The organism is Geothermobacter ehrlichii (assembly GCF_008124615.1).
GTDB lineage: Bacteria > Desulfobacterota > Desulfuromonadia > Desulfuromonadales > Geothermobacteraceae > Geothermobacter > Geothermobacter ehrlichii.
Window position 1 is genome coordinate 18003 of the sequence record NZ_VNIB01000016.1, and the last position, 12246, is coordinate 30248.

Here is a 12246-nt window from a genome sequence, read left to right on the forward strand (position 1 = left end):
GGCATGGAAAAAATCCCCATCCTCAAGGTCGGCAACTGTCTGCTGGTCAGCATCCAGATCGACATGGCCGACCAGGTGGCCCTCGACCTTCAGGACGAGCTGAGCAGGCGCATTGTCGAAACCGGCGCCAGGGGGGTGCTGATCGACATCTCCTGCCTCGACGTGGTCGATTCCTTCATCGGCCGGGTTCTGGGAGAGATCGCCGCCACCGCCCGGCTGCTCGACGCGGTCACCGTCGTCGTCGGCATGCAGGCAGCCGTGGCGATCACCCTGGTGGAATTGGGCCTGCGGCTCGAAGGCGTTCTCACCGCTCTCAACGTCGAGATGGGCATGGACCTGCTGCAGAAACAGCTGGCCAACGTTCCGGGCCTCGAGCGAAAGACGCTGGGTCATGACCGGCCGCAAGACGATTGAACTGCGACAGGAAGCGGACCTGGTCCTGTTGCGCAAGACCTGCCGGGAAATGCTGATTCAGCTCGGCTTCCGCCTGGTCGCCCAAACCAAACTGGTGACCGCCGCCAGTGAACTGGGACGCAATGTGCTGATGCACGGCGGTGGCGGCCAGGTCCATCTCGACGTGCTGGAACGTTCCGGACGCCGGGGACTGAAGATGGAATTTGTCGATCAGGGTCCGGGCATCGCCGATATCAAGCAGGCCATGACCGACGGCTACACCACCGCGGGTGGCCTCGGCTTCGGTCTCGGCGCCGCCCGGCGACTGGCCAACGAGTTCATCATTCAGTCAATGCCCGGCCAGGGAACCCGTGTCACCATCATCGGCTGGACGGTTTGACATGCGCGACCAGATACTCTGCGACATTCGCCACGACGCCGACGTCGGCGAGCTGCGCCGCCGGGCGACGGCCTTCTGTCGGGCGGCCGGTTTCGACGAGGAATCTCTGGGACGGGTGGCGATCGTCTGCACCGAACTGGGAAGCAACATCGTCCGTCATGCTGGCAGCGGCGGGCAGGTGATCCTGCGGCAAATCGCCGAAGCGGCCATCCCCGGCATCGAAATTGTCGCCCTCGACCACGGCACCGGCATGAGCAATGTCGAACGCAGCCTGCAGGACGGATATTCCACCGCCGGCACCTGCGGCAACGGTCTCGGCGCGGTGCAACGGCTGTCCGACCTGTTCGACATCGATGCCCGGCCCTGTCGCGGCACCGCCGTCATCTGCCGCATCTGGAGCCGGCCGCGGCCAAATCAGGCAGTCTCCCCTTTTGCAACCGGCGCCTTCCGGCTGCCGGCCAGCAACGAGACGGTCTGTGGTGACATCTGGGTCATCGACCAGGGGAACGGGCGGCTCTGCAGCCTTCTCTGCGACGGTCTCGGCCACGGCGCCCGGGCCCTCGAGGCGGCGGAAACGGCGGCCGCCGCCTTCCTGCAGGCCCGGGACGAGCCGGTCGTCAGCCGGCTCGAACGTATTCACGAAGCCCTGCGACCGACCCGTGGCGGGGCGGTCGCCCTGATCGAGATCGATCCCGACCGCAACCGGCTGATACATGTCGGTCTCGGCAACATCGCCGTCCGCTACCGGCACCGGGGGCAGTGGCATCATCTGCTCTCCCGGCAGGGCATCGCCGGCCACATCCTCGCCGACCTGCGCCCCTGCGAAACCGCTTTCGAGGCCGGCGACCTGCTGATCATGCACAGCGACGGCCTGACGTCCCGTTGGGATCCGGCCGCCACGCCCGACCTGTTCGAACGGCATCCCCTGCTGACGGCGGCCGTCCTCTGCCGCGATTACCGCCGCGGCGCCGACGATGTCGCGGTTCTGGTGATCAGACGGAGCGAGCCATGCAGCAACACATTCTGACCCTGCGTATCGCCTACGAACAGGATGTGGTTCTGGCCCGACAGCGGGCGGTGGTCATCGCCGACGGCCTCGGATTCGACCGCCAGGACACCTCACGCATCGCCACGGCGGTGTCGGAATTGGCCCGCAACGCCTTCCGCCATGCCGGCGGCGGCAGCGTCCGCTTCGCCGCCGACCACCGCCATCTGCTGATCGAAGTCAACGACCAGGGGCCCGGCTTCAGCCGTTCGCCAGATGCACCACCTCCCCCAGCCGGCAATCCTCAAAGTAGAGGCCGGGGGCTGACAGGCGTCCGCCGCATCATGGACCTCTTCGAACTGACGACCGGCCGTGACGGAACCCGCATACTGGTCGGCAAGGCCCTGCCGGCCGGACAAAACGCTCCTGCACCCGGTCTCATCCAGGACCTGGTCCGCCGCCTGTGCCAGCAGCATCCGCAAAGCCCCTACGAAGAAATCCAGCGCCAGAACCAGGAACTTCTGACTGCGATGGCCAGCCTGCGGCAAAAACAGCAGGAGCTGGAGCAACTCAACCGCGAGCTGACCGACACCAACCGCGGCATTGTCGCCCTGAGCCGGGAGCTGGAAGAGAAGGCCGATCATCTGCAACAGGTCAACCGGCTGCAAGCCCAGTTCATCTCACACCTCAGCCATGAATTCCGCACCCCGCTCAACGCCATACTCGGCTTGGCGCAGCTGCTGCTCGACGGCGCCGACGGAGAACTGAACCATGAGCAGCGCAAACAGCTTGGCTACATCCATCTCGCCGCGAAAAACCTGGCCGATATGGTCAATGACCTGCTCGATCTGGCCCGGATCGAAGCCGGAAAAATGACGCTGCGGGTTACGCCCTGCAGTGCCGGGCAGCTGCTCAGCACCCTGCGCGGCATGCTCAAGCCGACTCTGAACGAAAAGCAGCGGCAGGTGGAATTGGTGGTGGAAGATGTCAGCGACGACTTTCCGCTGCTGGAAACGGACGGGGGCAAACTGGCGCAGATTCTGCGCAACCTGGTCTCCAACGCCCTCAAATTCACCGAACGAGGTGAAGTCAGAGTCAGGGCCACCTACGACCGGTGGTTGGACCAGGTCAGCTTTCAAGTTGTCGACACCGGTATCGGCATCGCGCTTGAGGACCGGGAACGGATTTTCGAAGAATACACCCAGATTGACCACCGGTTGCAAGAGCAGGTCAAGGGGACCGGCCTCGGGCTGCCGCTGTCACGCAAGCTCGCCCGCGCCCTCGGCGGCGATCTCACCGTTGAAAGCACTCCCGGCCGGGGCTCCTGCTTCACCCTGCACATTCCCCGACGGCTGCAGAAACTTTCCGACAGGGAGGCGCCATGACCTCAATGACTTCAACAGGCGCAAAACCAGCAAGGATTCTGCTGGTCGACGACAATGAATTCGGCCGCTACACCACCGCCAGACAATTGCAGCAGGGCGGTTATATCGTCGAAGAGGCAACCACCGGTCAGCAGGCCCTGGAACGTGCCATGAACGAGGAATTCGATCTTGTCGTCCTCGACGTCAAGCTTCCCGACATGGATGGACGATGGGTCTGCCAACAGCTGAAGAACCATCCACGAACCGCCGAATTGCCGGTGGTGCACTTGAGCGCCGCCGCCGTTGACGATCATGACCGGGTGAAAGGACTGGAGCTCGGGGCCGATGCCTATCTGGCCCAGCCGGTCGAACCGGCGGTGCTGCGGGCGACCATCCAGGCCCTGCTCAGAACAAAAGTTGCCATGCGCAAGGCCCGGGAGAACGAGGAGCGCTACCGCACCCTGTCGAACGAATTCCGCCAACTGCTCGACGCCCTGCCCGACATGCTCTGTTCCATCTCTCAGGAGTTTGTCATTTCCTGGGTCAACGGCGAAGTCGAAAAGCGGATGGACCTTGCCGCCGAACAACTGGTCGGCCGTCGTTGTTACCAGGTCTTTCCCGAGTGTAGCGCCGCCCACAACAAGTGCCCGGGACGAAAGACAATGCAGACCGGCCAGGAAGCGATGGAAATCCTTTCCGACAACCAGGGACGCATCTGGGAGCTGCGCTGCTTTCCAACCCGGGACGCCACTGGGAAGCTGACCGGAGTGATCGAAATGCGCCGTGACATCACCGAACAGCGGCTGCTGGAAGAACGGTTGCGTCAGACGGAAAAGCTGGAGGCGGTCGGCAAGCTTGCCGGTGGCGTCGCGCACGATTTCAACAACCTGCTCAGCGTCATCCTCTCCCTTTCCCAGCTCTGCTGCCAGCGGCTGGAGGCGGATCATCCGCTGATGCCGATCATGAAACAAATTCTGTTGGCGGCGGAACGTTCGGCGGAGATCACCCAGCAACTGCTCACCTTCGCCCGCCGCCATATCACCCGGCCGAAGCTGTTCGACCTGAACCAGAGGGTGGACAAGTCCCTGCTCATGCTCCGCCGGCTGGTCCGCGAAGACATCGAGCTGCGGTTCAGCCGCGACAGGAGCCTGCCACTTCTGCGCTTCGATCCCGCCCAGCTCGACCAGATTCTGCTCAACCTGGTTATCAACGCCCGTGACGCCATCCAGGAGAAGATGGCGCCGGGTTATCACGGCGTTATCGAGGTCGGCACGGCCTTTCGTCGGCAGGAGACCGACGGCGAGGACACCTCCGGCTGGCTGCTGCTGTCGGTGCGCGACAATGGCATTGGCATGGACGAAGCCACCCGCAAGAAGATTTTCGATCCTTTCTTCACCACCAAGGAAGGCGGCCGCGGCTCGGGACTGGGACTGGCGACGGTCTACGGCATCGTCCGGCAAAACCGGGGAAGCATCGAGGTCGAGAGCGAACCGGGTCGGGGAAGCTGCTTCACCATCTGTCTGCCTGCCGTTTCCCACGAAGCCGACAGTCCCCTGCAGGATCATCCGGCGCCCGAAGATCTGCGCGGCAACGAAACCCTGCTGGTGGTCGACGACGAGCTGCAGGTTCTGACCGCCGCACGGCTGCTGCTGGAAGAGGCGGGCTATCGGGTTCTGACCGCCAATTCGCCTGCGGAGGCGGAAATCCTGGCTGCCGGAAACAGGGAGCTCTCACTACTGTTGACCGATGTGGTCATGCCGAAAATGACCGGCCCGGAACTGGCCGGTCGGCTGGTGGCCGATCATCCCGGGCTGAAGGTGATCCTGATGTCCGGTTACGCCGACCAGGAAGTTTTCGAGCAGATGGCCGTCGCCTACGACGAACTGCTGCTCAAACCCTTTACCCGCGAACGCCTGCTGCGCCAAATCCGCGCCGTTCTCGACCAGCCGCGAATGCGCTGAGGCCTGCGCCGTCCGAAAGATGTTTCCGGCTGCGACCGCTGTAAGAAATCGGCCCGACCTGAAGGTTAATGTTGCTGTCGGGCCAGGTCGTCCCAGACAACGTCCAGCGCGTGAGGTCGACTGGAACCAGTTGCGGGCCAAACCGTTCATCCGGGAGCGCTTGCTGCACAAGGTGCGCCTCGGTCTCGATGCCACCGAGTCCGGAAACGCTGCAGACTATCGGCCCGGCAGAATCTTCTTCACCTTCCGCTTCACCCCGTCGATGACATAGGGCGTCAGACGCTTCTTCTCCTTCAGAATCCGTTTCATCAGGTCGCGCTTCTTCTCCGGAATCTCCGGGGCCGCCACCGGCACCATGCCCAGCGCCCCGTGCGGGCAGGCCGGGACACAGGCGCCGCAGCCAAGACAGGCGGCGGTATCGATCGCAAGTTGGCGCGGCCTTGCCTCCCCAGCGTCGACAAGCTCGAGGGCGGCCACATTGCAGACCCGAACGCAGAGTCCGCAGCCGACGCACTTTGCAGTATCGACCGCCACCAGCAGCCCGGTCTTGCCGACCCCCTCGGTATAGCCCGCCTGGACCCCGGCCAGCAGTTCGCAGCAGCACCGGCAGCAATTGCAGATGAAACTCGGCTTGTGGCGGATGTTATCGGTGATATGGGTCAGGTTGTGTGCCCGCGCCCGGTCGATGACCGCCAGCAGTTCGTCGACGCTCTTCTCCTCGGCAAAGCCGCGCCGCACCATGAAGCGGGCGGCATTGCCGAGAGAGATGCAGATCCCCTTCACCGGCGCCCCCTTGGCACAGCTCTGGCCGAGATGCTCCTTCTTGTGCCGGCAGTAGCACATTCCCACTGCGCCATAGCCGGCCTGGCGGATGATCTGTCGCGCCCCGTCGTAGCTGGTCACGGCGGAGCTGACCGGCACGACCTCCTCGTAAGCGAGGGAGCGGGTCAGAGGCGTCCTGCTGCCGAAGAACTCCCTGGCCTGGCCGTTCTGCGGGTCGGCATAAAGATAGTCGCTCATCAGCTTCGCCAGCTCGGCCAGCGGCAGGTCGGCGCGCTGTTTCATGAAGCTGAATTCGAAAAAGCCGATCAGGCCGGGCAACAGCAGGTAGTAGGTCGTCCCCTGGTGCGGCATATCGAGCACCAGTCCCTTGTCGGCCATGCGGTCCAGGACCTGCTCGAGGTGGTCGGCCGGACAACCGGTGCGCTGCACCAGTTCCTCCAGGGTCGCCTCGTGCAGGGGAAACCGGCTGGCGACAAAGGCTTCTTCCTCACTGAAGAGAATCGCCAGAATCCGGCGCAGTTTCTCGTTGTCAACCAGACCGATGGGATACTTGTTGAGCCGGTCGATGAGTGGAACGATGCTGTCCTTGCTGGTGGTATGATGGCCCATGGAACATCCTTTCAGAGAAAATCGCTCTGGTCGACGCACTGCAGGCAGGCCCTGACCAGGTTGCCCTTGGTGAACTGAAAGCCGGTCACCAGGCTGACCACATCTTCCCGGCCGAGCAGACGGCGGGTGATCGCCTTCGCCGGCACTCCCTGACGGGACAGCTCCCGCACCTTGGCACAGAGCTCCTCCAGATACGCGAGCTTGGCCGCCAGGGCCCTTTTGCCATCGGTGATGACGCCCCGGTGGCCACAGAAGATGGTCTGGAAGTCGTAACGGAGAACCTTTTTCAGACTTTGCAACAGCAAAGCCAGATCCTCGTCCCGGCGCAGATACCGGGTCTTTTCGGCGATGAACAGATCACCGCTGAACAACCATCCGCGTTCCGGCTCCAGGTAGCAAACCAGGTCGGCGGCGTGTCCCTGTGCGGCAAGCACCTGCAGACGATAGCCTCCCTCCAGCTCGATGCTGTCGGGAACGGTTTCGGCCTGCAACCGTTTCGGACGACCGAAAAGCAGATGCTGGTAGGGGTACATCCGCCATCCGCTGGCAAGGGGGCGCAGTGCCAGGGCGGGGGCCAGCACCCTGGCCCCGGTCATCTTCTGAATGCGCGCGGCATTTCCACTATGATCCTCATGATGGTGGGTGAGCAGCAGGTGCGTCAGGGGCCGTTCCCGGACGAACCGGCGCACCTGGCGCCAACGGTTGGCACAACCACTGTCGATCAGGGCCGTACCGAACCGGTAACAGATGGCGGCCGTATTGACCCCTCGATCGAAACGTCCGGCCCGCAAGCCCTCGACCTCCCCGCAATGGATGCGCTGAACAATCCCCATGGCGTCAATCGCTCATCCGGAAACCGCCCTGGAGGCCGACTGCCGCCAGACCGCGTCGAAGATTGCGCCGTCATGCCGGAACAGGCAGCTATCATCAGCTGGCGGACCGAAGTGCGGCACCTCGTGTAGCAGACCGACGCAGCGTTCCTCCGCTACGGCGTCCTTCATCCGGTTCATCGGGGCATACAGGAACATGGCAGCCTCCAGGCAGTGAAGACAGGACGATAGTGTTGCACTATCCGTCGCCGAGGAACTCTCCAATTCAGGTTAAAAAAAATGGGGGGCCGTCCTGGCCCCCCGCATAACAGGGAGAGTCACGTACCGGCAACTCGGAGAGAGAGTCTCCCGGGACGGTACCTGGTTGAACCTTTCATTGTTTCGCCGCCGGCTATCCGCCCAGCATCCCTTCCTTCAAATCTTCGTCGGCCGGCTTTTGGCCAAGGTAGATCAGCAGTACGCCGCGAGCCAATTCCGGTGAGTGAAGTTCCCCCAGCTTGCGGCCGTTGTGGCTGGCGCTCACGGTGCCGTCGGCAGCGATGAGCAGATCGACCCGATCACCTTCGACAAAATCGGCGTCGAACCAGTGCAAAAAGGTCTTGGCCGGAACACTGTCCATCAACGCCGGACTGTTCTTGGCGAAACCTTCGGCGAAGGCATCAACGATCTTTTCCTTTTTGACCTTGCTGTAGAGAAAGTCCATCCGGATCAACTTGGCGCCGGGGGCGGCAAGCACCTCCTCGGCCGTGCGCACCGGCTGTGCTGTGTAGAGAGAACCGACATAGATTTTGAAAAAGAATTTCTTGCGGATACCGTAGCCGTTGAGCTTCAGTGTTTCACCGGCCACCTGAACCTGTGGCGTCAATTTGACCCCGGCGACCTCCACGGCCATAGCCGGCAGTCCCCAAAGCAGCAGCATCAAGAACACGACCAGTCTTTTCATTCTCTCCTCCCGGCCCTCACGGGCTCTTTGCGACGGACATAAAGCGTCTTATGTATCCGGGCGACCACCTCGCCCGCTTCATCGGTGACAGCAACCGTAAATTCCGGCCGGCAAGGGCGGCCATCCTCCGTCGCCGTCCGGATGGCAGCCACCTGCTGTTCGCTGAGGCGTATTCCCGACCCAGCTTCTGCATCAACACCAGAACGAAATGCGGATCGACCATGGCGTAGAGACTGCCGCCAAAATGGACGCCCATGGCATTACGATTGTACCAGCGCAGGCGCATCCGCACATCGAGCTCCAGCCAGTCGGCGCTGACGCGCTCGACCTTGACCCCGGCCCCCAGGCAGGGTCCATAGAGATTGAGTCCCAGTCTGAGCAACCAGGGGGGGCAGCCTCATCTCACGCAACCCCGGTACGCACCTTGTCCCAGGGCTTGATCTGCCAGGTCACCTGGGCGACGGCAACCAGGTTGCCCTGTTGGTCGTGGACCTCCGTCGCCAGGGTCGTCAGCACCCGGTCACTGGTGGCCAGGGGTTTGAGCACCCTCTCCTTCAACTCCGCGTCACTGAGTCGCGAGGTGGCGACAATGGCTCCCTTTGCCTGATAACGGTAATCGATCTCCAGCTTCGCCATGATCAGCCGGTAGCGACTCGGATTGAGCCGGGAGAGAAAGAGCAGCCCGGACGAGAATTCGGCCACCGTGGCGATACAGCAGGCATGGATGCCGCGAAGATGATTATGATTGCGTCGCCGGTAGGGGGCCGCGGTCTGGACCTGGTCCTGATCGATGGCAAGGACACGGATCCCATGCGGCCGGTTGAAGGGAATCAGCCGGCCAAGCAACAGGTTGAGAAGCCAGAGACGAAATTTGGAACGCCGCGCCCCTTCCAGCAGGGCCGGCAAGCGAGCGAATCCTTTCATGTCACCTCCCGTCCGGCCCGGTAACCCTGATGAACGGCATCGAAGACCATGGCCGGTCTGCGGGCGTCGCCGATCACCTGGCAAGGAATATCGAGCTCCTCACAGGCGGCCTGCAATGGGTTTTCGGCACGGGTGCCGGTGGCGAGAACCACAGTGTCGGCCGGCAACAGCTCCTGCTCCGCCTCACCGGCAAGAACGACCCCTTCCGGAGTGATCGCCTCGACCCTGACGCCGGTGCGACAGGCGACACCGTAACGATCGAGATCCTGCAGCATGGTCCAGCGGGTGGTCTTGCCGAAATTGCGGCCCAGCTTGTCGAGCATCTCGACGATGGTCACCTGCTTGCAGCCGGTCGTCGCCAGCCGGTAGAGCTCTTCCGGCTCTTCCGCCCGGTGAACGAGAAGAAACCTGAGAGTTTCCGCCGGCAGGGTCCCCTGCTCGGCCAACAGCAGCGCCGATTCGATGCCGACCGCGCCGCCGCCCACGATGACGACGCGCCGCCCCGTTTCCGCCTTGCCGCGCAGCAGATCCCAGGCCTGAACCACGTGCGGCAGATCACTGCCGGGAATGGGCGGTGCCTGCGGCTCACCGCCGGTGGCCAGAATCACCTGGTCCGGGCGCTGCTGCCGCAGCAGCTCGGCGTCGACCCGCCGCTCGAGCACCACCTCCACGCCGACCTCGACCACCTGGCGGGCCAGATCGCGCGCCAGCAGGACGAATTCCTCCCGGCCGGGAGGCGCCCCGGCCAGTTCGAGCTGGCCGCCAAGACGGGGGCCGGCCTCCATCAGCGTCACCCGGTGCCCCTGACGGGCGGCGGCGATCGCCGCCGTCATGCCACCGGCTCCGCCGCCGACCACCAGCACCCGGCGCGGCTCGGCCGGCGCCGGGACCTCCTCCAGCTCGTGGCCGGCCCGCGGATTGCACAGACACTCGACATGCTGAAAGCGGAACAGGGCGTCGAAGCAACCCTGGCCGCAGGCGACACAGTGGACGATCTCCCCTTCCCGTCCTGCCGCGGCCTTGTCCGGCAGCTGCGGATCGGCGATCAGCGCCCGCCCCATGGCGACAGCATCACACCAGTCTTCGGCAATCAGGCGGCGGGCATCGGCCGGATCGTTGATCCGGTGTCCGGCGATCACCGGCACCTCGACCCGTTGCCGGATGCCGCGCGCCAGGTAGGCGAAGGCGCCGCGCGGCACCTTGGTCACGATCTGCGGCATCTGCGCCTCGTGCCAGCCGACATTGACGCTCAGCGCGTCGGCGCCGGCGGCGACCAGGGCCTGGGCGAATTCCTGCATCAGTTCCCGACCGATGCCTCCGGGCATGAAATCATTGCCGTTGAGCCGAACGATCAGCGGCAGCCCGCTGGCCTGCTTGACCTGCCTGACCACCTCGACACCGAAACGCATCCGGTTCTGGCGGGACCCGCCCCAGCCGTCCTCGCGCCGGTTGGTCAGCGGCGAAAGGAAGGAGCTGATGATGTAACCGGTACCGGCCAGCACCTCGACGGCGTCGAATCCGGCCTCGGCCACCCGCCTGGCGGCCTCGGCAAACGCCTGGATCAGTCCTTCGATCTCGTCCTCGCTCAAGGCGCGCGGCGTCTCGCCGGTCAGCCGTGACGGCACCGGTGACGGCGCCACCGGCTGCCTGCCGCCGGTCAGCATGGAATGATTGTAGCGGCCGGCGTGATTGATCTGGATGGCCGCCCGGGCGCCGCCGTCGCGGATGGTTTCGGCCAGACGCCGCAGTCCCGGAATGAAGGCATCGTCGTGAGCGCCGATATGACCGGGATGGGCGGCCAGCTCGTCGATGCTGGCGTAGCCGCAGCTGATCAGGCCGGCCCCGCCTTTGGCCCGCTCGGCATAGAACGCCAGCAGCCGGTCGCTCACCCGGTAGTCTTCGGCCATGTTCAGATGCATGGCCGGCATGATGATGCGGTTCTTCAGCTGCAAAGAGCCGATGGTCAGTGGTTGAAAAAGAGGATCGTTCATAACGTCTCAATCCTTCGCAGGCGTCAGATCACCCGCGCGAACGCCTCCGCCAGCGGTTCGAACAGGCCGATCTTGCGCAGCGCCTGCTGCAGCCGCCGGGGTTCACGCAGAAAATCCTGCATGAACGCTACTTCAGATGCCTTGAGATAGAGATGAAAGGGATGCTGCGCCTGCTCGGCGAAAAGTCCCAGCACGATCGAAGCGAGATTGCCGTCGCCGAGAAGATGCTCGCGGATCCGTTCCGTCCGCTCCAGCAGCTTGCCGACGTAGAAGAGGATCACCCCCTCGACGCTCTCCACCGTCCGGCGATGGCCGGGGCAGATCCGGCGACCGCGCAGGGTGCCCATCCGCTCCAGGGAAGCGCAATAGGCCCGGTAATTGTTGAAGCGCTCGCCCGTCTCCAGATCGATGTCGAACAGGGGTGACTGGAAAATCCCCTCGAGCAGCACGTCCCCGGTCACCGCCCAGCCATCGCCGACATAGACCAGGTCGGACTGCGAATGCCCCGGACAGGGAACGACCTCGAACCCGAGCCGCGCCGGCAGATCCGACTCTTCGATGACACGGGCATCGGCAGGAAATTCCGGAAAGACCGAGCCGTCCTTCATGATCAGGCGGTAGTTCTCGATAAAGTCCCGGGAAAAACCATGGGCGTAGAGCAGTTCGGCGATCCCGGCCAGGCGCTCCTGGTGCCTGGCCATTTTCAGCGCATCCCGGTAGGGAACATGGACAATCGCCCCGTACTCCCGCTCCAGCCAGGCCGCCAGACCGTAATGGTCGATGTGGCAATGGGTGCAGACCACGTGACGCAGCCGCTTCAGGTCAAGCCGCTGCCGCAGAAGTTCCTTCGCAACCTCCGTCGGCGGCCCGGTGTCGAACAGGACCAGCTCGCCGTTCAGCTCGATGCTGTAGCAGTGCACCTCGCCCACCGGGTAGGGCGTGTCAAAGGTATGCTGGATGATGGTGGACATTGAGTTACTGCCGTCTCCAGAAGTCAGGAGTCAAAAAAGCAACGCGATTAAGCAAACCGGTAGGCCGTTGAGGTTGGGGCAGCTCCAAGGAT

Annotated in this window: 13 protein-coding genes; 5 read left to right on the plus strand and 8 right to left on the minus strand. The window is 63.8% G+C overall.

The window, feature by feature from the left end; all coding sequences use genetic code 11:
- The first annotated feature begins 3 nt into the window (after positions 1–3).
- From EDC39_RS13685 to EDC39_RS13705, 5 genes are read left to right on the plus strand one after another with little or no spacing between them, the layout of a single operon-like run.
- Positions 4–414 (plus strand): STAS domain-containing protein, encoded by a 411-nt coding sequence (locus tag EDC39_RS13685; protein ID WP_148896957.1) that lies wholly within the window; start codon positions 4–6, stop codon positions 412–414.
- Positions 392–793 (plus strand): anti-sigma regulatory factor, encoded by a 402-nt coding sequence (locus EDC39_RS13690; RefSeq protein ID WP_148896958.1) that lies wholly within the window; start codon positions 392–394, stop codon positions 791–793. The genes EDC39_RS13685 and EDC39_RS13690 overlap by 23 nt, the downstream gene beginning before the upstream one ends.
- Position 794: 1 nt before the next feature.
- Positions 795–1820, plus strand: coding sequence for an ATP-binding SpoIIE family protein phosphatase (locus tag EDC39_RS13695; RefSeq protein WP_148896959.1), 1026 nt, complete (start codon positions 795–797; stop codon positions 1818–1820).
- Positions 1802–3163 (plus strand): ATP-binding protein, encoded by a 1362-nt coding sequence (locus EDC39_RS13700; protein WP_148896960.1) that lies wholly within the window; start codon positions 1802–1804, stop codon positions 3161–3163. Before EDC39_RS13695 ends, EDC39_RS13700 begins: the two co-directional genes overlap by 19 nt.
- A gap of 5 nt (positions 3164–3168) precedes the next feature.
- Complete coding sequence (locus EDC39_RS13705) at positions 3169–5103, plus strand: ATP-binding response regulator (protein WP_187426813.1); 1935 nt, start codon at positions 3169–3171, stop codon at positions 5101–5103.
- Between the two features lie 216 nt (positions 5104–5319).
- On the opposite strand, the gene EDC39_RS13710 is transcribed toward EDC39_RS13705, so the two are convergent.
- From EDC39_RS13710 to EDC39_RS13745, 8 genes are all read right to left on the minus strand, one after another.
- Positions 5320–6495 carry an ATP-binding protein gene (locus EDC39_RS13710; RefSeq protein ID WP_148896962.1) on the minus strand — a complete coding sequence of 392 codons (1176 nt, stop codon included), beginning with the start codon at positions 6493–6495 and terminating at the stop codon, positions 5320–5322.
- Positions 6496–6506: 11 nt separating this feature from the next.
- On the minus strand, positions 6507–7328 hold the full coding sequence (locus EDC39_RS13715) for an MBL fold metallo-hydrolase (RefSeq protein WP_148896963.1): 822 nt from the start codon (positions 7326–7328) through the stop codon (positions 6507–6509).
- A gap of 12 nt (positions 7329–7340) precedes the next feature.
- Positions 7341–7523 (minus strand): hypothetical protein, encoded by a 183-nt coding sequence (locus tag EDC39_RS13720; RefSeq protein WP_148896964.1) that lies wholly within the window; start codon positions 7521–7523, stop codon positions 7341–7343.
- Positions 7524–7716: 193 nt separating this feature from the next.
- The gene (locus EDC39_RS13725; RefSeq protein WP_148896965.1) at positions 7717–8268 is read right to left on the minus strand and encodes a chalcone isomerase family protein; all 552 of its coding nucleotides are present in this window, start codon (positions 8266–8268) and stop codon (positions 7717–7719) included.
- A gap of 16 nt (positions 8269–8284) precedes the next feature.
- Positions 8285–8650 carry a hotdog family protein gene (locus EDC39_RS13730; protein WP_222862890.1) on the minus strand — a complete coding sequence of 122 codons (366 nt, stop codon included), beginning with the start codon at positions 8648–8650 and terminating at the stop codon, positions 8285–8287.
- Between the two features lie 20 nt (positions 8651–8670).
- On the minus strand, positions 8671–9192 hold the full coding sequence (locus EDC39_RS13735) for a DUF4442 domain-containing protein (protein WP_148896966.1): 522 nt from the start codon (positions 9190–9192) through the stop codon (positions 8671–8673).
- The gene (locus tag EDC39_RS13740; protein ID WP_148896967.1) at positions 9189–11183 is read right to left on the minus strand and encodes an oxidoreductase; all 1995 of its coding nucleotides are present in this window, start codon (positions 11181–11183) and stop codon (positions 9189–9191) included. Before EDC39_RS13740 ends, EDC39_RS13735 begins: the two co-directional genes overlap by 4 nt.
- Before the next feature lie 23 nt (positions 11184–11206).
- Positions 11207–12154, minus strand: a complete 948-nt coding sequence (locus EDC39_RS13745; RefSeq protein ID WP_148896968.1) for an MBL fold metallo-hydrolase — start codon at positions 12152–12154, stop codon at positions 11207–11209.
- Positions 12155–12246 lie beyond the last annotated feature (92 nt).